Source organism: Priestia sp. TRM10, assembly GCF_057808375.1.
Genome location: NZ_JBJZOT010000016.1, coordinates 154,863 through 176,447 on the forward strand (window position 1 = coordinate 154,863; position 21,585 = coordinate 176,447).

Genomic DNA, 21,585 nt, shown 5'->3' on the forward strand with positions numbered 1-21,585 from the left:
CACTCACCTATCTTATAAGACGGGAAGGATGATTATGAAGAATATTACAATTTCTGATGTTGCGAAACATGCAAAAGTATCAAAAAGCACCATTTCACAATTTCTAAACAAACGCTATGAATATATGAGTGAGAAAACACGTAAACGCATTGAAGAATCTATCCGTATTCTAGATTACAAGCCTAATATTGTTGCACGCAGTCTAAAACAAAAAGCAACTTTTACGATTGGAGTTGTCGTTGCAAATATTCTTCACAATTTCTCAACCCAAGTGATACGAGCGATTGAAAATTATTACTATGAGCAGGGATTTCATATTATTGTGTGCAATGCAGACGACAATCCTGAAAAAGAAAAGAATTACATTGAGATGCTCAGAGCCAAGCAAGTAGATGGAATCATCATATTTCCAACTGGAGATAACCTTGCTTTATATAGAAAAATGAAAGAAGATGAATTTCCAATTGTTTTTATGGATCGAACTATTGAAGAACTTGATATTGCCACAGTCATTCTTGATAACAAATTAGCTGCAAAACTAGCTGTTGATCACTTTGTTGAAAAGGGATATACCAACATTTCCATTATTACAACTTCTATTATCCGCAACATTACTCCACGCATAGAAAGGATACAAGGATACAAAGAAGCGCTTATAGCTCATGGGATACCGCTAAATTTATCCTATATTAGAACCTCAGAACAAGCGGAAATTCAAGCTTCTTTATCACAAATGTATCAGCTAAAAACACCACCTCAGGCAATATTAGCTGCAAATGATATTGTTCTTCATGAAGTATTGCGTTTTGTGAAGAAACAAAATTTACGTATTCCAGAAGACATAGCTCTTATTAGTATAGATGATGTTCCATTTGCAAGCTTTTATACACCAACTATTACAGCAATCAAACAACCTTCTGTTGAGATGGGGAGAATTTCGTCTGAACTTCTTCTTTGTCAAATAAAAAAAGAAAGAGTAAAAAACAATATCTACCGGATGATGCCTGAACTTGTAATTAGAAATTCTTGTTAAAGATAGTCTGCAAATGAGTATTCTTCAAAAATAGTAAAACGATTTAGTTGAATTTTTCAGTTCTTTTAAATGAAACCGCTTCCGGTCTTGAAAGTCAAACTTTAAGGGGGGCATTTATGTTTTCACAAGGTAGAGGAATTGTAATCGTTTTTTTGTTTTTGGCAGGTGTTATTAATTACTTAGATCGTTCAGCGCTTTCTATTGCGGCACCATTTATTCAAGAAGATTTATCCCTTTCGGCAACTGAAATGGGAATAATTTTTAGTAGCTTTTCTGTTGGGTATGCTATTTTTAACTTCCTTGGAGGAGTTGCTTCAGATAAATATGGAGCTAAACTTACATTGTTTGTGGCAATGATTGTTTGGTCATTGTTTAGCGGAGCCCTAGTATTAGCTGTTGGTTTTGTAAGTATGATTGTTATTCGAATTCTTTTTGGAATGGGAGAGGGACCTTTATCTGCAACAATCAGTAAGATGGTCAACAACTGGTTTCCCTCCAGCAATAGAGCAACAGTTATTGGACTTACAAACAGCGGTACACCTTTAGGAGGAGCCATTTCTGGACCAATCGTCGGTTTTATCGCTTTATCGTACGGTTGGAGAATATCATTCATTGTTATCATGATTATCGGGCTTATTTGGTCTTTCTTTTGGTGGAAGTTTGTAAAGGAAAGACCTCAAGCTGCTTCTCTTTCTTCAAAACAAGTTGCCGTCTCTGCTGAAAATGAAGAAGGTAAAAAAGAGAATGTAGGAAAAGGGAAGTTAAAGCTTACATTTTATTTAAAGCAAAAAACAATCTTATTTACTGCTTTTGCATTTTTTTCCTATAACTATATTTTGTTTTTCTTTCTAACTTGGTTTCCAACTTATCTAGTAGATGCGCGTGGTTTAAGTGTAGGAAATATGAGCATTATTACTGTTATTCCCTGGGTTCTGGGGTTCATTGGATTAGCACTAGGCGGGTTTGTTTCAGATTTCTTCTTTAAGAAGTTTATTAAAAAAGGTGTTTTATTTTCGCGTAAGGCTGTTCTTGTTACATGTTTGTTTTTATCAGCTGTTTGCATTGGAGTAGCAGGCCTAGTCACAACAACAGTTGGAGCAGTAACGCTTGTTGCTTTATCAGTCTTTTTCTTATATTTAACAGGAGCTATTTATTGGGCAATTGTTAATGATGTTGTTGATAAAGATAACGTTGGCTCTGTTGGAGGGTTTATGCATTTTCTTGCTAATACGGCAGGAATTATTGGACCAACTTTAACGGGATATCTTGTTGATACGTCTGGAACATATACATCAGCCTTTCTTCTTGCTGGAGGGTTAGCTGTTTTTGCTTCCCTTGCTGTTATTCGCTTTGTACGTCCAATTGTCAAACCATTGTAGGATAAATGTTCAAATAGGGTATGATCGATGAGACAAATTTATAAGGAGGAAATCAGTAATGAAAAGAATTGTATGTACAGAGCCACATCAGTTTAAAGTTGTTGAAACAGAAATACCTGTTCGAACAGAGAAAGAAGCGTTGGTAAAAGTGAAGAGAATTGGCATATGTGGAACAGATCTTCATGCATATCAAGGAAATCAACCTTTTTTCACATATCCTCGTGTTCTCGGGCATGAGCTTTCTGGCTATATTGATGAAGTGCCAGAAAGCCATTCTAGTTTGCAAAAGGGAAGTCAAGTGTCAATTATACCTTATATAGAGTGTGGGGACTGTATTGCATGTAGAAAAGGAAAAACCAACTGTTGCACAGATATGCGAGTAATGGGAGTTCATATTGATGGAGGGATGAGTGAGGTTATCGCTGTCCCCTTAGATCATCTCCTAGATACAAGCGGTTTGTCTCTAGATGAAGCAGCAATGGTAGAGCCTTTGAGCATTGGTGCACACGCTGTGAATCGAGCTCATGTTCATAAAGAGGATGTGGTGCTTGTTATTGGGGCAGGACCAATTGGTTTAGGGGTAATGGCTTTTGCAAAAGAGTCAGGAGCAACAGTTATTGGAATGGATATTAGTGATGAACGGTTAGACTTTGCAAAAAAATGGGCAAATATTGATTATACGATTAACGGTTCCAATAATTCGTTGGAAATATTAAAAACATTAACGAATGAAGATTTGCCAACCATTGTATTTGATGTAACAGGTAATATAAAGTCGATGGAAGAAGCCTTTCATTATCCAGCACATGGTGGCAAGTTAGTTTATGTAGGACTAGTGAAATCACATCTAACTTTCTTTAATCCAGAATTTCATAAAAAAGAGCTAACATTACTAGGAAGTCGTAATGCTACAAAAAAAGATTTTTATAAAGTAATAGAAATGCTTAAAAATAAGAAGATAGACTTAGAGCTTTATATTACACATCGCACGAGCTTTGAAGAGATGCCGAAAGCATTTCAACAGTGGTTAAATCCAAAGGAAAGAGTAATTAAAGCAGTTATTGAAATATAATCTAAATAAGGAAATTGTGATAAAGTAAACAACCTTAGTGAAACCTCACTAAGGTTGCTTGTTTTTTAAGAAAGGCTTTTTTCTTTTTTCTTCTTCTCTTTTGGTTTTTGCCATTTGAAGATTTTGTTTAAGAAGTTGAAAATATGCTTAGATTCTTTTGTTAATAAAGGTCCTAAAATAGCTAGGATAAGCACATATAATGCCGCAAATGGTTTTAGTGTAGCAGATAATCCGCCTGCGATTCCTAGATTTGCAACAATAATTGAAAATTCACCGCGAGAAACAATGGTTAATCCAATATTAGATGAGGCTTTATGAGAAAGTCCTGCTCGTCTTCCTGCAATCATCCCGGCAATAAAGTTACCCAAGATTGTAAGCAGTACAGCACCAATTGATAACCAAAGGGCGTCGCCTAGTGAAAGTGGATCAATACTCAAACCGAAGCTGAAGAAAAAGAGGGCACCGAAGAAATCACGAAATGGAACAACGAGTTTCTCAATACGTTCAGAATGCTCCGTCTCAGAGAATACAAGACCAAGTAAAAGGGCGCCGATTGCTTCTGCAACATGAATTGTTTCAGAAAATCCTGCTACAAAAAAGAGAACGGCAAAAATGACGATAATGAATACTTCATTGGAACGGATATTAAATAGTTTGTTTAATAGGGGTGGTGCTTTTCGTGCAATGATGAAAAACAATAGCATATAGCCAAGAGCAATAAGAATAGAGGTTAAGGCACCTGTAATAGAAGTAGAATCTCCTAAAACAAGACCAGAAATAACGGATAAATATACGGCAAGGAAAATGTCTTCAAACATGATAATGCCTAGGATAAGTTCCGTTTCGGAGTTTGCGGTACGTCTTAAATCGACAAGTACTTTAGCAACAATAGCACTTGAAGAAATAGTGATAACTCCTGCAATGATTAGAACTTCAAGAAGTGGGAAGTCTGCAATGAAACCATATGCAAGACCTAAACTGAAGTTAATCGCAATATAGATGGAGCCGCCAATCGCAATAGAACGGCCTGATTTAATCAGTTTTCCAACTGAGAATTCTAGCCCAAGGTAGAAGAGGAGGAATAGAACTCCCATTCGTCCGAAGAAAGCAATAATTTCCGAGCTTTCGATAAATCTCAAATCAATGATTCCGATTTGTGGAGCATGAGGTCCAACAAGCATTCCTAAGATGATGAGGAAAGGAATGATTGAAAATTTAATTTTGTTAGCAATAAGCGCCGCTATTGCAACAAGCAGTAAAGCGGTGCCGACTTCAAATACCAAATGATCCATTAATTATCCATCCCCCTTTGAGAGTAGGCTTGTTTCTAGTGTTTTTAGTTCCTTTCGTTCTCCAGATAAAACAAGGCGATCATGACTTTCAACAACAGCGTCTGCACCAGGGTTTGTGAGCTTTTGTTTATCTTTTTTAATGATGGCAATAACCGTAACACCATAATTTTGTCTTACGTCTAATTCCCCAAGTGTTCTTCCAACAGCTTTTGAACCAGGCTCAACTTTAAACCATTCAATAATTAAATCGTCAAAAGCGACTTCAATAGACTCAAGAGCTTGTGGTTTGTATACCATTCCACCTAAGATAGCTGCTATTTGTCGTGCTTCATTATCCTCTAACGTAATGCTTGAGAGAATCTCATCATGATCGGCTTCATCAAAGTGATACACTTCACGTCGTCCATCATCATGAACAATGATTGTTAACTTTTCGTTCTCCTTTGTGAGAATTTCAAACTTTCGACCAATCCCAGGTAAATCTGATTCTTTAATACCCATTTTAATCCCTCCAAATGTATAGATAACTTCAGTATTGACTGTCTTTGTTTCTTATATGTCTATAAGTTTAAGTCAATTGAAGAATGATCCCTTTGCTGTGGTACAACTCCAATATAGTGGAGTGTAGCGTTTGGTGAACTGTGATGAAACATTTTTTGAATTCGTTCAACAGGAACACCTGATTGATATGCATGATATCCAAAAGTTTTCCTTAGCGTATGGGTTCCAATTCGCTCGGTTAACCCAGCTAGACGAGCAGCATCATTAATAATTTTGTATGCCTGCTGTCTTAGAAGGGGCTGTTTTCCTTTGTTTTGTTTCTTAGAAACAAAAAGCGGTTCATCTAGACTGTCATATGATCTATTTTGTAGATAATCAGAAATGGCTGCTTTACATATTCTACTAATGTGAAAACGTTGTATATCTTCTCCATGAAACGGGACATCAATATACTCTTTAACAAATCCATCCTCTGTTAAAACATCTTTTATTCGTAAATTTAATAAATCATGAATTTTTAAACCAGAATTAATGCCAAGAGAGAATAAAACATAATCTCTGAAATTCTTCTTTTTTAGAATAGCTTTTATTTCTAAGATTTTTTCTTTGCTGCGAATTGGTTCAACAAACTGCAATTTTATCACCTCGTTATATCATACATAATTTATTGTAACATGAATTATGTATGATATGAAATAATAAGGCTTAGAAGGGGGTTTTAACAATGTAAGCGTGTGCGATTTTTGATTTAGTTAGAATTTTACATAGATTAATTGGTCAGAAACATGTATAATGCATAACGTATGATTATAATGTTGTGACTATTTAGCGAATTGTCACTATAAGGGAGGACACCTATGAAAAAGAAGTTTAAGTTCGGACTAGCCTCGCAAATATTCCTTGGTTTAATTCTAGGGATTGCAGTCGGGGCAATTTGGTTCGGGAATCCTAACGTTGAAACATATCTTCAACCAATTGGAGATATCTTTTTAAGATTAATTAAAATGATTGTAATTCCAATCGTAGTTGCAAGTCTTATCGTTGGAATTGCAGGAACTGGTGATAGTAAGAAAGTTGGATCTTTAGGTGTAAAAACGATTGCTTACTTTGAAATTGTAACAACATTTGCAATTATCATTGGTCTATTTTTAGCAAATATCTTTCAGCCAGGACAAGGTGTTGATATAGAGTCTGCTCAGAAAACAGACATTGGTCAATATGTAGAAACATCAGAAGAAGAAAGTCAAAAGTCTGTGGCAGAAACGTTTTTGCATATCGTGCCAACAAACTTGTTCAAATCACTAGCTGAAGGAGATATGCTTGCGATTATTTTCTTCACTGTTTTCTTTGCACTAGGAATTTCTAAGCTTGGTGAAAGAGGGAAGCCTGTTATTGCATTTTTTGATGCAACAGCACAGGCAATGTTTAATGTCGTAAATATGATTATGAAGTTTGCTCCATTTGGGGTTTTTGCACTTATTGGAGTTACAGTTTCTAAATTCGGTTTTGATTCGTTGATGTCGCTTGGTAAACTTATTATTCTTGTTTACGCAGCGCTTATCTTCTTCCTAATCGTTGTACTAGGAATTATCGCTAAAATTGCGAATGTTAATATTTTCAGAATGCTTGCTTATCTAAAGGACGAGCTCTTGCTTGCTTATAGTACATCAAGTTCAGAAACAGTACTTCCAAGAATTATGAAGAAGATGGAGGAAATTGGTTGTCCAAAATCTATCGTTTCTTTCGTAATTCCAATTGGATATACGTTTAACTTGGACGGCTCCGTTCTCTATCAATCGATTGCAGCTCTTTTCTTAGCTCAAGTGTATGGTATTGATTTAACAATTTGGCATCAAATCACACTTGTTCTTGTATTGATGGTAACATCAAAAGGAATGGCTGCTGTACCTGGAACATCATTCGTTGTACTTCTAGCAACGCTTGGTTCAATTGGTGTCCCTGCTGAAGGTTTAGCATTTATCGCAGGGGTTGACCGTATTATGGATATGGCAAGAACAGTTGTTAACTTAGTTGGAAATGCTCTTGCAGCTGTTGTTATGTCTCATTGGCAAGGTCAATTTGACGGTAAGAAAGCAAATGAGATTATGAAGAGAAAACCAGCACCATTAGATGCTAACTAACATTTTCTTGAAATTAAAAGGCCCATACTCTTTTAAAAGAGTACGGGCCTTTTTTATTATAGAAATACGATATAAATGATAATCGCAATGATGATTCGATAAATCGCAAAAGGAAGTAATTTGATTCGGTTAATTAATTTTAAGAAAAAGCGGATGGATACTAATGCGAAAACAAATGCACTAATAAATCCGATAATAAAGAATGGAAGAACATCCATCGAGAAGTACTGCCAGTTCTTTAGGAGAGATAAAAAGCTTGCTCCAGCCATTACAGGAACAGCCATAATAAATGTAAAGTCAGCAGCAGCACGGTGAGACATACCTAGTAAAACCCCGCCTGAAATTGTTGCCCCTGATCTAGAGAACCCTGGCCAAAGAGCAATACATTGGAAAAGACCAACGCCAAGCGCCTGCTTGTACGTTATTTTGTCAATCGTATTGATTTGCGGTTTATTACGGCTTACAATATCCGCAATAATCATTAGAATAGCTCCTACTACAAGACTATATATTACGGTGTTAATAGAAAATAGATGCTCATCGATAAAGTCTTCAAATAAAAGACCGAGTACAGCAGCTGGGAGTAGGCCTACAATAACTTGCCCTAGCTTTAGACGATTTTCATTTGCGTAGTGCTTTTTGCGGTTCAAACCAAGCAAATCAATAAATCGATCCTTAAATACAATAACAACGGCTAAAATAGAGCCGAGCTGAATGACTACTTTGAACGTATTTGCAACAGGTTCTGTTAAAATCTCTTTTGATTTTAACAATAAATCATCAACAATAATCATGTGGCCTGTTGAAGAAACAGGAGCAAATTCCGTCAGACCTTCCACAATTCCAAGAATCAGAGCTTTCAGTAAATCAAACATATCAATCATTTTAAAATCTCCTCTTAACACAAAGTAAAATCTTAACTTAACGTTCTTATTATATACTGCAAAAAGGTGAAAAAGAATACTCATTTTCTTCTACTGGAAAAGATTAAGAGTTAAATAAACGTTTGTTTAGCTAAAAGAACTGCTATTAAATTGGTAAACTATGTAATATGCTTTTCTCTTAAAAAGATAAGCTCATGTGTTTCCTAGCAGTATCTTGGGTATCATAACATAGAAAAGAAATGAAGAGCAAACAAAAATAGAAAGGAAGGCCCTCTATGGATTTTCAACCGGAATTTTTCGCACAGCCAACGCTCAAACTTGCTCAATCTTTGCTAGGATGTTTACTTGTAAAGGAAACAGAGGAAGGTGTTGCTTCCGGCTATATTGTAGAAACTGAAGCATATAAAGGACCAGAAGATCGAGCAGCCCACAGTTTTAATAATAGACGAACAAAGCGAACGGAAGTAATGTTTGGAAAACAGGGATATGTCTATACATATACAATGCATAGACATTGTTTGGTGAATATTGTAAGTGGTGAAGAAGGCAAACCTGAGGCTGTTCTTATAAGGGCTGTAGAGCCTGCCACAGGTATCCCGCTGATGTATGAACGAAGAGGGCAAGCTGTAAAAAAAGAAGTGCAGCTTACAAATGGACCTGGAAAGCTTACAAAAGCATTAGGGATTACAATGGATGATTATGGACACGATATTCGTAAATCACCTCTTTATCTTAAAAAAGGTATTTTACCAAAGCAAATTAGCAGCGGGCCAAGGATAGGAATTGAGAATAGCGGAGAAGCAAGAGATTACCCTTGGCGTTTTTGGATTGAGGGAAATCCATTTGTCTCAAGATAGTCATTAACTAGAAAAAAGAGAGGGCTCTATTAAGCCTTCTCTTTTTTCTAGTTAATGACCCCATTTTTATAGAAATAGGCTGAAAAATAGGCTTCTCTACCTCACGAAATTTATCCAAATGTATATATTATTAAAGCAGCATGGATAAGCCTGTTGCATAGAATACGGATAGAACTGATTGGAGGTTATGTTGTGTTGTTTATTTGCTTCAAATCCGTTGTAAAACGAATAAGAGATATCCTATTTTCAAATGCCTTTGGTGAATTTATTGAAAAGCATACAAAAGAAGCTGTAGAAGAAGTGCTATTTTCTGACGAATTCAGAGAGTACCTTTTGAGTATTTTAGAAGAAAGTGAAGAATCTCCTTTTAAAGAGATTGCGGAACAATACTTGAATCAAGAAGTGGTTATTTCAACAACAGTGAATATGTTAAACGGAACGATTGTTTTAGTTGGAGAAGACTATCTAGTTCTCGAAGAAAGTTCAGAGACTACGATTTTATTACCTTTTGATAGCATTATTGCAATCTATCAAGCTTAATAGAGAGGAGGCTATCTATATGTTTAATGAGGCATTAAGAGAAGCAGTGGGAACGCTTGTGCAGATTATCACACCTGTAGATATTTTAACAGGCACATTAATGTCTGTAGGTGAAAGCGTTGCTGTTATTCGTACTTCAAGTAACTATTCACCTTATATTCCATCAGAAGATGTCACAGTCCGTCTAGATGTTATCACATATGTGCGATTATTTGAAAATCAGAGTGAAATGGCATGAAGCTGTCTATCATTATTCCCGCATGTGATGAAGGAGATACGATAGCAAACGTTATCAAGGAAGCAAAAGGGTTAAATCCATTTGAAATCATTGTTGTTGTAAATGGATCAACAGATAATACAGAGGAAATTGCGCGAAATTTAAACTGCAGGGTTATTTCTTTTGAAGAAAAGTTAGGCATTGATGTTGGAAGAGCAGTAGGCGCAAAAGAAGCAAAGGGTGATATTTTGCTTTTTCTTGATGGAGACATTCCTATGCATCATACAAAGCTGCGTCCTTTTGTTCAAACAATTCAAAGTGGCCAGGACATTGCATTAAACAACTTGTCCTGGACGCTTTACCGTAAAATTCGGCCACATTTTGTAGCAGTCTGGAAGCTTGCGCTAAATTTCATGCTGAAGAGAGAAGATCTTCATGTAAATTCACTTGTAGCTATTCCTCATGCTATGAGTAAGAAAGCAGCAGAGAGAATTGGCTATAAGAACTTAGCTGTTCCACCTCTTGCCCAAACAATTGCCGTTTTAGCAGGAATGAAAATTAGTGCCCCTGCTGCCGTTGACGTTGTCACAACAAATAAAATGAAGACAACGCACCGAACGCTTATAGAGGGGCTTCCGTCTTCTACAAATCTAATTATTGGCGATCATATTGAGGCGATTTCTTATCTTCTCAATGAGAAAGGAATGCGGGGCGGCTTAACAGATGGGCCAAGAAAGCGTAGCGTTTTAGAACATTACGGAAAGTTTGCTCGTAGATGGAGAAAAAAGATAAAATATAGTGCCGTGATTCCAGTTGGGGAAGAAAAAGAAACAATTATGGGCGTTATTGAAGAAGTGAGAAAAGCTGGAGTAGAAGAGATTATCGTTATTGGGAATGGAGCTGATCGCGAGACAATTAAAAAGGCGAGAAGCATGGGAGCGATTGTCCTTGATTTCCCTTACTCTCTAGGTCATAACGTTCCAAGAGCTATCGGAGCTATGCATAGTAATGGAGAAGTTTGCTTGTTTGTAGACGGAGATATTGTTATTAAAGCAGAAGAATTGCGCCCGTTTTTGGAAGCTGGTGCAAAAGGTGTTCATGTAGCGGTAAATGATTTGGACAGCTTTTTAGATCGCTTTCACCCTATTCACTGTATAAGTGCAGCAAAGCAAGCTCTTATGCTTGCAGCCAAAAGACAGGATCTTTCCATTAACACAATGACAGCTATTCCTCATGCGATTCGGCGCGAAGTTTTTGAGAAAATTGGTTATGAAACATTAATTGTTCCACCTCTTGCTCAAGTTCTAGCAATTGAACATGGATTTATCGTTAAGGCGGTTCACGAGGTAGATGTTATTACAACAAATAGAATTCGAAAGGATCATAAGAAAGTGAACAATAATCTTCCATCTTCAACAGAGCGAATTTTAGGAGACCATGCTGAAGCTCTTCATCATTTAATTCAAAAAACGGATAAACGTGGAGGTTTCATAGATGGCGGAAGAAAGCAAGAGGTTCTAGAAAGATTAGATAACACATAAAGCAAAAGTTGAATAGAGTAATAACAGCATAGAAAATATAGGAGGATAAACATGAGATCACTTTCTGTTATTATCCCTGTCCTTAATGAAGAAAAGACACTTAAAGCTGTTATTACAGGAATTAAACTTTTTCAACCACTAGAAATTATTGTCGTTGCAAACGGTTGTACAGATCATTCTAGTACAATTGCGAAAGAGAACGGATGCATTGTAATTGAACATACTGAGAAGCTTGGTCAGCATTCAGCTCGAGTCGAAGGAGCCAAAAAAGCAAACGGAGATGTACTGCTTTTTCTTGATGCTGACTTTGCACTCCCTTTTTCGGAACTTCAGCAGTTTCTCACTTCTATTCTTTTTGGAAACTGTGATGTGACAGTTAACAAGAATCCTAAAGAACATTCCTCAACAGAGGTTTGGAAGAAACTGATTGCCGAATGGAAAGGACATAAAGAGTGTGGGAAAGGTTCGTTTTGTAAAGCACCTTTTGCTTTAACAAAAGAAGTTCTTGTGAAAAGTGGTTTTATTAAAAGTACTTATAGTGTTGAAGCTTTTATAGAAACGTTGAAAGTTGCGGGCAGAATTGAACATAGACATGAAATAGATACAAAGACGCTAAATAGATTTCGTCCTTCTCATCATAATGGATTTTTTCATAAAATATCGTGTTCAGAAAAGAGGGTAATAAAGGAACATGTAGAAAGTATTAGTAAAGAGCTCTTGCGAGACAAAAGAGGGGGATACAAGGACGTTGGTAGAAATCGAGAGATTTTAGCAATACAAAACTATAATGTTCAAAAGGGGTGGGGAGTTCGCTCTACTCTTTATGACGGCCAGCAGTTATCTGTTATTGTTCCGGCTCAAAATGAAGCAAAGTATATTAAAAATGTTATCTCTCAGGCAAGGCAGCTCGAACCCCTTGAAATTATTGTTGTAATCAACGGATCAACAGATGAGACAGAGGAATATGCAAAAAGTCTCGGAGCAACAGTTGTTCTTTTTGAAAATCGACTAGGCCACGATGTTGGAAGAGGAGTGGGAGCTTCGCTCGCACAAGGAGATATTTTATTGTTTGTAGATAGTGATTTTACAATTCCAGCTCAAGACTTATTTCCCTTTGCTAAGGCTGTTCAGTCTGGTATTGATGTAGCACTGAATAAGCAAACTGATCCTCTAACACACCCTGTTCCTCTTTGGAAATATGCGCTAAATGTAGCTTGTGATCATAAAAAGCTAGAAACAAGCTCTCTTGTTGCTGTTCCACACGCGATGAGTAAAAAGGTAGTGGAAAGCATTGGCTATAGTGCTTTAGCTGTTCCACCACTTGCTCAATGCAAAGCAATGAAAGAAGGATTTTTAGTAGAAGCTGTTCACGCTGTGGATGTTCATACACTAAATGCAATAAGACTAAGAGGACATTTTGCTCAGCAAGGTTATCCACCTACAACAGAGCTTATTGTGGGTGACTTTTTTGAAGCCATTCATTATCTTGCAAAGCTATAATTTTTTTTAGTGGAAAAGATGAAAGAAGCTTTTGGATAGCGTAAAATAAATGATGTATCGGATAGTTATAATCTGGTGAGGGGGAAGAAAAATGAAAACGACAGGTATGGTGCGCAAAGTTGATGAATTAGGAAGGATTGTTCTTCCAAAAGAGTTAAGAAGAGTACTAAATTTAGAAGCAAAAGAGCCAGTAGAGATGTACCTGGATCACGAACAGATTATTCTAAAGAAATACCGAGCACATCAAGAATGCATGATTACGGGAGAAGTTAGCAGCGAAAATTTGAGCCTATTAAACGGTAAAATTGTACTAAGCAAAGAAGGCGCAGATATTCTTATGAACGAAATTGAAAAGAAGTTTGGAACAAAGCAAATTTAAAGATCAAATAAACAGTAAAAGCCTTCATTTCTATCAATAGAAATGAAGGCTTTTATCTAGGTAATTAAGAAGGTTAAAAAAATAGAAGTACTACAGAAGTACTTCCATTTAACAAAGGGGGAATACACTATTATCTTGCCCTTTTTCCGTTCTTTTATACAACTTAGGACCACTTTTTGAACCAGGCTTTAAGTCTATCTTTATTCCGTTTTAAAATTTCTTGTGATGTTGTTTGATCTTTTTGTTTGCGCCATTCGAAGAAACTAGCAACAGCAATTAAGAATCCACCACCTAGAATAAGATAAAGCCACCAAGGTAGATTTCCCCACAAACTATCGGTTTGCAAATAGATATTTAGCAGGATAGTTCCAATTCCGCCTAAAAAATAAGATTTAAATTTCAAAATAAATCCTATTAGAGCCGAGAGGACTGCTAACGCCCCGAGCAAAATAGCATCATTTACTGTGTTGCTGTTCAGCGCATCTATAATAAGAACAACGAAGAAGATGCAGACAGAACCAATTTCAATTAATCCCATCGAGTGACTAGTAGGGAAAAGTATTCTGAATATAAATGTCCAAATAACAATAATTGGGATAGCATATACTTCAAGCTCAATAAGCGCTGGTATATCAATGTGATTTAAAACAACGCTGTATGGATAGAAAGCTGTAGCAATAATGAGTGCTCTGTATCCTTTTTCAATCTTTGTTAACTTATATTGTATCGATAAAGCAAAAATGTACAAAGGAACAAAGATACTTGCTAGAAACTGAGCCCAAAAACTTTCAGGACTTGAAAATATCCTTACATTTAAAACGATAATATAAAGAAATCCAAATATCTGATAAGGAAGAACTCGTATCGATATCTTCTCTTCTTCTTTCCAACGGTAATTGAAAAATAGCATAAGCAAGATAAGCAAAAGGCTTACAGTCATACTTACTATTGCTGTTGATGAGAAAATAAATCTCATATAAAATACGGTCCCGCAAAACAGGGGAAAAATGATTTGTATATATAAATGTCTTTTGTTCAACAGATAAATCATAAAGCAAATAAGCGAAACAACAACAAGAAAGTTTTTAAAATCAACAATTCCAGCTGTTTCTCCTAAATAAACTAGAATAGACAATGTTAAAATTCCAAAACAATAATGCTCAAAAATCGTTTTCCAAGCCCCTTTTGTTTTTAACCATAGCAAAGCTGCTAGAAGGGCTGTTAATGAAAAACCATGCGCATAGTAGAGATTTGGATTATCAATTTCTTCAACAACAAATAGCAAGCTTATACAAATAGTTGAAAGGCTAAAAAATGTGAATAAATATTTTTGCCGAAGATTTCCATTATAGAAAGCACTAGCGGCGTAACATATGACTGGTAACGTATATAGATAGCTGTCTATTGTCGTGAGCGCATCAACAAGTATTGTGAAAAATAGACTTAAAGATGTTACACAATGACTCATCCAAAAAAGAACAAAGTGACCGTACGTGCTATATTTTTTTACCGTATAGGAAAGAGCTAAAAATAGTGCGCCACCTGTTAGAAGAAAACTTGCATATGACTGAGCTGTTTGCCACTGAAAAATATTTAACAGAGATAGATAAGTGAACAAACTTGAAATTGCTAATGGAAGCCATAAATAGCGAGATTTGAATGTTCGTAGTGTGAGCGTATAAAGAAGAATGCCACCAAGGAAAATTAAAGTTGGTGTACTATCTTGTAATACAAACCATTCATATAAAAGAGTGAAAAGAGCTACAGCATATGAGTTATGAGCAACAATGAAAAATGGTTTGAAAAAAGAACTAAGATTTCCTTGCTTTATTATAAAAGCTATGCCCACCATCACAAGTGCACAAAGTACAAAATGCCCGCTTGCTCCTACACTTTCCATATATGTGTCTGTGTTCACAATACCTAGAAAGCAAAGGAGAGAAAGCAAAAGGCTAATTGGAACTCCATATAGACTGAGAGATGGATCCTTTTCTTTCTTGAAGGTTGAGAAAAAGATCAAAGTTAACAACATAAATGCAACAACAAGACTCTCCCACTCTAGTCTTGCAAGCATATCAGATAATACAAAAAGTCCTGTTAATATTGGAACGATTACCCCACCAAGCTTAAATATTTCCCACTTCTTTTTACTATATAAAAAGCAGCAAATGTAAAGAGCAGCAGCAATGCAAAAAGTTATCCAATCTTTCAGTAGAGGGGATAAACCTAAGCCTTCTGTACTTCTAAAGATAAAGAAAACAAAGAGTGTTAAAGTTGAAATCGAAAACAGATTGTTTTTCATATAAAGTGTGACAAAAAACTGCTGTAAAGTAAGCAGAGCAAGTGAACATAAATATTCAACACTCGGCTGTAAAGAAAATTCGCTAATATGAATGTAAAACAAAGCGGAAAGTGTTAATCCAACGAACGAGTATTGAAAGTTACGAGCTAAAACGGCGTTTCTCTTTAGAAAAATGTAAAGAACAATAAAAAATAATGGCAGCATAGAAATAGCGATAGAATTAATTTCAGTGAGAATTGTTGTGTTTACGAATAAAACATATCCCCAAACAAAAGATAAACTAAATCCAATTTGATATAGAAAATGCCATCCTTTTAAAAACATTATCAGAAAAAGAATAGAAAGAAGTAAAAGAGCAGTTGCATATAAAGCAGAATGATGATAGAGACAAAGAATAACAAATGCTTCTGCTGTAATTTTTATTTTCAGAAAAGAGTTCGCATTTTCTTTAAAAACAGCAAATGCTTTTCTTTCTTTAATTTTTTCACTCATAAAAGTGAGTAGAATGTTGACTAAAACGAGAGCAACAAAGAAACTTTCGGCATTTGGAGTTACATAAACTAGCCCTGTAATAATAGACATTGTAAACATAATAAGAGATAAGACAGTAAATATTTTAGACTGAAAGCGTTCTGCGATTCTTTTATATAAAAAGAAAAGTACTAATCCTGCTAGTAACCCTAAAAACCACCGACCTTCTCCATATAGAGAAAAATAAGAACCAAATAGCTCATAATAAGCAGCTGAGAGAATGGTTATTGGAATAAACAAACTAGCAAGAGTTAGAAAAGCGAAAGCAGTTTGTGAGATTTTTAGTTTATAAGATAAAATACTCATAGCAAAAAATACAACAGCAATCAAGCTTATAAAGAAGACCTTTGCGCCATCCCCCAAACTTCCCCAACTGCTCGTAGCAAGAATAAGTCCGCCAAACAGTAAGAGAATAACACCTGTTACAAGAACTGCTGTAATATTGCGCTCGCGAATTTGTTCAGGTGTTTTCGGTTCTTTGGCCTTCACAATAGGTTTTTCTTTTTCTGGTTCTTTTTCTTCTATGTGTGAAGTGGTTTCTATTTTCATAACCTGTTTAGTTTTTTTATCATCCTGGTAGCGCCTATAAGAAGCAAGAACTGCATCATGTTGTGCAGGTGTGATATAGCTTTTAGTTTCTAAGGTATGTAGTTCTTCTTCAAAGATTTTCTCTCTTTGTTGAGTTGACAATTTTTCCATATGTTTCCCTCCTTTAACATAAAATAAGTTTCCTACGTATATAGACGAAGCCGTTATTTAATTAGTTTCCTTTTTATCCAATAAATAAAAATAAAAGTAATATAAAGGAATTTTATAAGAACATGTGAGAATATTTAACATCATTTATCCAATTTTCAAGCACATATGAAATAATAAAAAATAAATCGTTTAGGCTGGAGGGGAAAAGATGCAAAGGGAAAAGTTGGTGTTGATTGGGAACGGAATGGCTGGAATTAGATGTATTGAAGAAATTCTAAAGCAAAGTGATTCATTTGATATTACTGTTTTTGGAGCTGAACCGTATACAAACTACAATCGTATTTTGCTTTCGACAGTTCTTCAAGGGGATACATCAATCCAAGACATTATGCTTCATCAGCGCTCTTGGTATGAAGAGAATAGAATTACGCTTTTTACAGAAGAGACTGTTACAAAGATTAATAGAAATGAAAAAACAATTTTTACAGACCAAGGCCGGACTGTTGCCTACGATAAACTAATTATTGCTACAGGGTCATCACCTTTTATTCTTCCTATTCCGGGAGCTGATATGGAAGGAGTAAAAACTTTCCGTACAATTAAAGATTGCGAAGAAATGATAAAAGCCTCTGAGCAGTATAAGAAAGCTGTTGTTATTGGAGGCGGGCTACTTGGATTGGAAGCTGCAAGAGGATTAATGAATTTAGGGATGAAAGTTGATGTTGTTCATCTTGCAGATGCTCTGATGAACCGACAGCTTGATATGATTGCTGCTAAGATGTTGAAAAAAGAGCTTGAGCGGCAAGGAATGAACTTTCTTTTAGAGAAAAACACAGCTGAAATTGTTGGTAATCAACGAGTTGAAGAGATACATTTCACAGATGGAAGCAAAGTTGAAGCAGATTTGGTGGTTATGGCTGCAGGAGTAAAACCAAATGTTGAGGTAGCAAGAGAGAGCGGACTTACAGTGAATCGAGGAATTGTTGTAAATGATTATCTACAAACAGAAGACTGTGATATTTATGCTGTAGGAGAGTGCTGTGAACACAATGGTATTGTTTATGGACTTGTAAAACCTCTTTATGAACAAGGACGAGTGCTCGCAGATCATATTTGTCAGCAAGGGGAAAAAGGATATCGAGGAACCATTTTATCTACCCAATTAAAAATATCTGGAGTAGATTTATTTTCTGTTGGGGATTTTGAGGATGCTAACGGAACGCAAGCTGTATGCGTGCTAGATGAAACTAAATCTACCTATAAGAAATTAGTATTTAAAAACGATATTTTAGTTGGAGCTGTGTTATTTGGGAGTACAAAAGAGGGACCAGGATTATTAGAAATGATAATTAAAAAGCAAGATGTTTCAGAAATTGATAAACTAAGTTTGCTTCAAAGTGGCGGAGAAAGTTCAGCAGTTTGTTCAATGGCTCAAGAAGAAACGATTTGTCATTGCAATAATGTGACAAAAGGAGCCATTATCGAAGCTGTAACAGAAAAAGATCTTCAAACGATAGAAGAGGTAAAAAGTTGTACAAAAGCTTCAAGCTCTTGTGGGGGCTGTAAACCGCTTCTGACAGAACTTTTCTCTTATATTAAAAGTGACGATTTTGAAGAATTTGTTGTAAAGCAATCAATGTGTCAATGCACGACGTTAACGGAAGATGAAGTGATTCAACAAATACAAGAGCATAGACTGACTTCATTTGAAAGCATAGTTCAAGAATTGAAATGGAGTAATAAAAAAGGATGTTTAAAATGTCAAAAAGCATTGCAGTACTATTTAAAAATTATGTATCCAGAGTTGCAACAACAAAAGAGCGAATCGGGGTATCCACAGTTGCAAAAAGACGGCACATATTCACTTACTCCTCAATTTTATGGAGGATTAGCAAACATTGACGATCTTCAACATGTCTTAGATGTAGCTAAAAAGTATAATGTCTCAGATATTTCTTTCTCTCATGAACAGCGTATTGAATTGCACGGCATAAAAAGAGAGAATATTCGAGAAGTTTTAACTTCTCTTCATCTACCAATCTTAGCACAAGACCAAACAATGGTTACAATTAAAAGAGCTTCATATCGGAACGAGTGTGAGTGCGAACAAAAATCTATTTTTCCTCTTTCATATAAGTTAGATCAAGCATTTGAACGATTAACAATGCCAAATCATCTTGCTATTGGACTTTCTTCATGTGTTCATGAAGAACCTCAGCTAAGCGGCCAAGACATTCTTATTATTGGGGAAGAAAGAGGCTTTGAAACGTATACTAAAATACCAAATGAATCTTCATCACACTTACTTTTTATTGCAAAAGATTATGAGGAAAGTGTTGAAATGATGAAAGCACTTATTCAATACTACCGGGAAACGGCAAGCTATCTAGAGGAATTTGGAGTATGGGTGCAGAGATTAACAGATGTCCATATACGAGAAGTATTGTTCGAACAGAACTTTAGAGATTTATTATGTGAGAGACTTCACCAAGACCAAAGCAGAAAAGCTAGTAGTTTACAGCAATAAACAAAGGAAAGAGTGAGGTTAAAATATGACGGAAATGTTGCTGAAGTACTTTCGAGAGAAGCAAGAAAAAGTACAGTCAGAAAGAGTATATGATGCACAGTGTCCATATTGTAGCATGCAGTGTAAGATGCAGCTTGTTGAGCAATCTATCGTAACAAGAACAAAGCATATGACAATTGCTCAAGATAACCCAACTTCACATGGGAGAATATGTATTAAAGGTATGAATGCCCATCAGCATGCTCTTCATAGCGAGCGTATAACATCACCTCTTTTAAAAGTTGGAGGAGAGTTTGTTAAGATTTCATGGAACCAAGCATTTACGTATATTGGTGAAAAAATTCGCAACTTAAAAGAAAAGTATGGAAAAGACTCATTTTCTGCGTATGGAGGAGGTTCTCTAACAAACGAAACTGCTTATTTGCTAGGCAAGTTTGCTCGTGTTGCCCTTCAAACAAAATATATTGATTATAATGGTCGCTTTTGTATGGCAGCTGCTGCTTCTGCTGCTAAGGAAGCTTTAGGTATTGATCGTGGGTTTACGAATGAAATATCTGAAATCAAAGAAGCAGAATGTATTATATTAGTTGGCACAAATATTGCAGAATGTCAGCCAACAATTATGCCATATTTCGAGGAAGCAAAAGAAAATGGAGCGTACATTATTGCAATTGATCCCCGCAGTACAGCTACAACAGAGACAGCTCATCTTCATTTGAAGATAAAACCAGGAAAAGATGCTCTATTAGCAAACGGACTCTTAAAAGTTCTTATTGAAGAGGATTTCATTGATGAAGCGTTCATTAACGATCGTGTAAAAGGGTGGCAGGAAGTCAAAGAGTATGTGGAAAGTTTAAGTTTAGATCACATTGCAGAAGAAACGGGAATTGATCTTTCCCTCATTAGAAAAGCTGGAAGAAAATTTGGAGAAGCAAATGCAAGCATGCTTTTCACAGCTCGTGGTGTTGAGCAGCAAATTGATGGTCATGATGCTGTAAGAGGATTTTTGAATCTATTATTAGCAACAGGGAATTTCGGAAAGAAGGGAGCAGGGTACGGAGCAATTACAGGACAAGGAAATGGTCAAGGTGGGAGGGAGCATGGACAAAAGGCAGATCAGCTTCCTGGGTATCGGTCAATTGAAAATATAGAACATCGAAAATACATTGCTAACATTTGGGGAGTAGAGGAAAGCGAGCTTCCTCATAAAGGGGTCTCTGCTTACGAGATGATGGGGAAAATTCATGAGGGTAAAATAAAAGGCATGCTTCTTATGGGGTCAAATCCTATTGTTTCGAATCCAAATGCCAACTATGTGAAAAAAGCCATTGAAAGTTTAGAATTTTTAGTTGCTGTTGATATGTTTGTATCTGAAACTGCTCAGCTTGCAGATGTGATTTTACCCTGTACCTCATATCTTGAAAACAAAGGAACGCTCACAAATCTTGAAGGGCGTGTTATGCTTCGTGAAGGTGCTCGTCCAGCCCCAGGAGAAGCTAAGAATGATTGGGCCATCCTACGTGGAATAGCGAGGGAGCTTGGAAAAGAACAGTACTTTGCATTTTCTAATGTTGAGGAGATTTTTGATGAACTCCGTCTTGCAAGCAAAGGGGGGAGTGCTGATTACTATGGCATCACATATGAACGAATAAAGAGTAAAAAAGGGATTCTTTGGCCCTGTCCATCAGAGGAGCATGAAGGGACAGCTCGATTATTTGAGAAGAAATTTATGAATAGCGACGAGAAAGCTGTTATGAAAGTTATCGGACTTAAGGAAAGTAGAAAAGAAGTAGTAACAGAACAGTTTCCTCTTTATTTAACAACAGGGCGAATTATGTCTCACTATCTTACAGGTGTGCAAACAAGAAAAACCTCAGCTTTAGAAGCGCGGAACTTCGAGTCTTTTATTGAAATTCACCCTTCAACAGCAGCCCAATATGGAATTGAAGATCAAACTCTTGTTAAAGTGAGGTCTGAACGTGGGGAAATTGTTGTAAGAAGTAAATTTTCGACAGCTATCCGCCAAGATACGGTGTTTGTACCTTTTCATTGGGGGGAAGACCAAAATGTGAATATGCTCATCCCCGAAGAGCTTGATCCTATATGCCGGATTCCAGGTTTCAAATTAGGAACCGTAACGATTACACCAATTCATTCTCCTATATTAAATTAAAAAGCAAAGAGCGGGAA

17 protein-coding genes are annotated in these 21,585 nt (G+C 36.2%); 12 read left to right on the forward strand and 5 right to left on the reverse strand.

Going from position 1 to position 21,585, the window contains the following annotated elements; translation table 11 throughout:
- Nucleotides 1-34 precede the first annotated feature (34 nt).
- The 3 genes from ACK3CR_RS24920 (at nt 35) to ACK3CR_RS24930 (ending at nt 3,484) form a co-directional block, all read left to right on the forward strand.
- Entirely contained in the window at nt 35-1,033 is a 999-nt protein-coding gene (locus ACK3CR_RS24920) for a LacI family DNA-binding transcriptional regulator (protein WP_488976275.1), read from the forward strand.
- Nucleotides 1,034-1,149: 116 nt separating this feature from the next.
- Nucleotides 1,150-2,412, forward strand: coding sequence for an MFS transporter (locus tag ACK3CR_RS24925; RefSeq protein ID WP_243515184.1), 1,263 nt, complete (start codon nt 1,150-1,152; stop codon nt 2,410-2,412).
- 58 nt (nt 2,413-2,470) lie between these two features.
- Nucleotides 2,471-3,484, forward strand: a complete 1,014-nt coding sequence (locus tag ACK3CR_RS24930) for a zinc-binding alcohol dehydrogenase family protein (protein WP_243515183.1) — start codon at nt 2,471-2,473, stop codon at nt 3,482-3,484.
- Nucleotides 3,485-3,549: 65 nt separating this feature from the next.
- Here ACK3CR_RS24930 and ACK3CR_RS24935 read toward each other — a convergent pair whose 3' ends face one another.
- From ACK3CR_RS24935 to ACK3CR_RS24945, 3 genes are read right to left on the reverse strand one after another with little or no spacing between them, the layout of a single operon-like run.
- On the reverse strand, nt 3,550-4,776 hold the full coding sequence (locus tag ACK3CR_RS24935; protein ID WP_243515181.1) for a cation:proton antiporter: 1,227 nt from the start codon (nt 4,774-4,776) through the stop codon (nt 3,550-3,552).
- A 3-nt stretch (nt 4,777-4,779) separates the two neighbouring features.
- Nucleotides 4,780-5,277, reverse strand: a complete 498-nt coding sequence (locus ACK3CR_RS24940) for a cation:proton antiporter regulatory subunit (protein WP_111922301.1) — start codon at nt 5,275-5,277, stop codon at nt 4,780-4,782.
- 59 nt (nt 5,278-5,336) lie between these two features.
- On the reverse strand, nt 5,337-5,912 hold the full coding sequence (locus ACK3CR_RS24945; protein WP_328123867.1) for a tyrosine-type recombinase/integrase: 576 nt from the start codon (nt 5,910-5,912) through the stop codon (nt 5,337-5,339).
- Between the two features lie 222 nt (nt 5,913-6,134).
- Here ACK3CR_RS24945 and gltT point away from each other — a divergent pair, with 222 nt between their 5' ends.
- Entirely contained in the window at nt 6,135-7,418 is a 1,284-nt protein-coding gene (gene gltT, locus ACK3CR_RS24950) for a glutamate/proton symporter GltT (protein WP_019390540.1), read from the forward strand.
- Nucleotides 7,419-7,474: 56 nt separating this feature from the next.
- Here the strand turns inward: gltT and ACK3CR_RS24955 are convergent, their stop codons facing one another.
- A complete protein-coding gene (locus ACK3CR_RS24955; protein WP_410914170.1) occupies nt 7,475-8,302 on the reverse strand; it encodes an undecaprenyl-diphosphate phosphatase in 828 nt (275 codons plus the stop codon).
- Between the two features lie 275 nt (nt 8,303-8,577).
- Here ACK3CR_RS24955 and ACK3CR_RS24960 point away from each other — a divergent pair, with 275 nt between their 5' ends.
- From ACK3CR_RS24960 to ACK3CR_RS24985, 6 genes are all read left to right on the forward strand, one after another.
- On the forward strand, nt 8,578-9,159 hold the full coding sequence (locus ACK3CR_RS24960) for a DNA-3-methyladenine glycosylase (protein WP_243515176.1): 582 nt from the start codon (nt 8,578-8,580) through the stop codon (nt 9,157-9,159).
- A 192-nt stretch (nt 9,160-9,351) separates the two neighbouring features.
- The gene (locus ACK3CR_RS24965) at nt 9,352-9,699 is read left to right on the forward strand and encodes a DUF2642 domain-containing protein (protein ID WP_019390543.1); all 348 of its coding nucleotides are present in this window, start codon (nt 9,352-9,354) and stop codon (nt 9,697-9,699) included.
- A gap of 19 nt (nt 9,700-9,718) precedes the next feature.
- Entirely contained in the window at nt 9,719-9,937 is a 219-nt protein-coding gene (locus ACK3CR_RS24970) for a hypothetical protein (RefSeq protein WP_243515174.1), read from the forward strand.
- Complete coding sequence (locus ACK3CR_RS24975) at nt 9,934-11,457, forward strand: glycosyltransferase family 2 protein (protein ID WP_488976276.1); 1,524 nt, start codon at nt 9,934-9,936, stop codon at nt 11,455-11,457. Before ACK3CR_RS24970 ends, ACK3CR_RS24975 begins: the two co-directional genes overlap by 4 nt.
- Nucleotides 11,458-11,508: 51 nt before the next feature.
- Nucleotides 11,509-12,957, forward strand: coding sequence for a glycosyltransferase (locus ACK3CR_RS24980; RefSeq protein WP_488976277.1), 1,449 nt, complete (start codon nt 11,509-11,511; stop codon nt 12,955-12,957).
- A 91-nt stretch (nt 12,958-13,048) separates the two neighbouring features.
- The gene (locus ACK3CR_RS24985; RefSeq protein WP_019390547.1) at nt 13,049-13,336 is read left to right on the forward strand and encodes an AbrB/MazE/SpoVT family DNA-binding domain-containing protein; all 288 of its coding nucleotides are present in this window, start codon (nt 13,049-13,051) and stop codon (nt 13,334-13,336) included.
- Nucleotides 13,337-13,499: 163 nt separating this feature from the next.
- Here the strand turns inward: ACK3CR_RS24985 and ACK3CR_RS24990 are convergent, their stop codons facing one another.
- The gene (locus ACK3CR_RS24990; RefSeq protein WP_488976278.1) at nt 13,500-16,868 is read right to left on the reverse strand and encodes a hypothetical protein; all 3,369 of its coding nucleotides are present in this window, start codon (nt 16,866-16,868) and stop codon (nt 13,500-13,502) included.
- A 208-nt stretch (nt 16,869-17,076) separates the two neighbouring features.
- On the opposite strand from ACK3CR_RS24990, the gene nirB reads away from it, so the two are divergent.
- On the forward strand, nt 17,077-19,395 hold the full coding sequence (nirB, locus tag ACK3CR_RS24995) for a nitrite reductase large subunit NirB (RefSeq protein WP_243515156.1): 2,319 nt from the start codon (nt 17,077-17,079) through the stop codon (nt 19,393-19,395).
- A gap of 25 nt (nt 19,396-19,420) precedes the next feature.
- The gene (gene nasC / locus ACK3CR_RS25000) at nt 19,421-21,568 is read left to right on the forward strand and encodes an assimilatory nitrate reductase catalytic subunit NasC (protein WP_243515154.1); all 2,148 of its coding nucleotides are present in this window, start codon (nt 19,421-19,423) and stop codon (nt 21,566-21,568) included.
- The last annotated feature ends 17 nt before the right edge of the window (nt 21,569-21,585 follow it).

Bases quoted from the DNA above. Each gene is read 5' to 3' on its own strand.
- ACK3CR_RS24920 (WP_488976275.1), top strand. From the start codon at position 35: ATGAAGAATATTACAATTTCTGATGTTGCGAAACATGCAAAAGTATCA.
- ACK3CR_RS24925 (WP_243515184.1), top strand. From the start codon at position 1,150: ATGTTTTCACAAGGTAGAGGAATTGTAATCGTTTTTTTGTTTTTGGCA.
- ACK3CR_RS24930 (WP_243515183.1), top strand. From the start codon at position 2,471: ATGAAAAGAATTGTATGTACAGAGCCACATCAGTTTAAAGTTGTTGAA.
- ACK3CR_RS24935 (WP_243515181.1), bottom strand. From the start codon at position 4,776: ATGGATCATTTGGTATTTGAAGTCGGCACCGCTTTACTGCTTGTTGCA.
- ACK3CR_RS24940 (WP_111922301.1), bottom strand. From the start codon at position 5,277: ATGGGTATTAAAGAATCAGATTTACCTGGGATTGGTCGAAAGTTTGAA.
- gltT (WP_019390540.1), top strand. From the start codon at position 6,135: ATGAAAAAGAAGTTTAAGTTCGGACTAGCCTCGCAAATATTCCTTGGT.
- ACK3CR_RS24955 (WP_410914170.1), bottom strand. From the start codon at position 8,302: ATGATTGATATGTTTGATTTACTGAAAGCTCTGATTCTTGGAATTGTG.
- ACK3CR_RS24960 (WP_243515176.1), top strand. From the start codon at position 8,578: ATGGATTTTCAACCGGAATTTTTCGCACAGCCAACGCTCAAACTTGCT.
- ACK3CR_RS24970 (WP_243515174.1), top strand. From the start codon at position 9,719: ATGTTTAATGAGGCATTAAGAGAAGCAGTGGGAACGCTTGTGCAGATT.
- ACK3CR_RS24975 (WP_488976276.1), top strand. From the start codon at position 9,934: ATGAAGCTGTCTATCATTATTCCCGCATGTGATGAAGGAGATACGATA.
- ACK3CR_RS24980 (WP_488976277.1), top strand. From the start codon at position 11,509: ATGAGATCACTTTCTGTTATTATCCCTGTCCTTAATGAAGAAAAGACA.
- ACK3CR_RS24985 (WP_019390547.1), top strand. From the start codon at position 13,049: ATGAAAACGACAGGTATGGTGCGCAAAGTTGATGAATTAGGAAGGATT.
- ACK3CR_RS24990 (WP_488976278.1), bottom strand. From the start codon at position 16,868: ATGGAAAAATTGTCAACTCAACAAAGAGAGAAAATCTTTGAAGAAGAA.
- nirB (WP_243515156.1), top strand. From the start codon at position 17,077: ATGCAAAGGGAAAAGTTGGTGTTGATTGGGAACGGAATGGCTGGAATT.
- nasC (WP_243515154.1), top strand. From the start codon at position 19,421: ATGACGGAAATGTTGCTGAAGTACTTTCGAGAGAAGCAAGAAAAAGTA.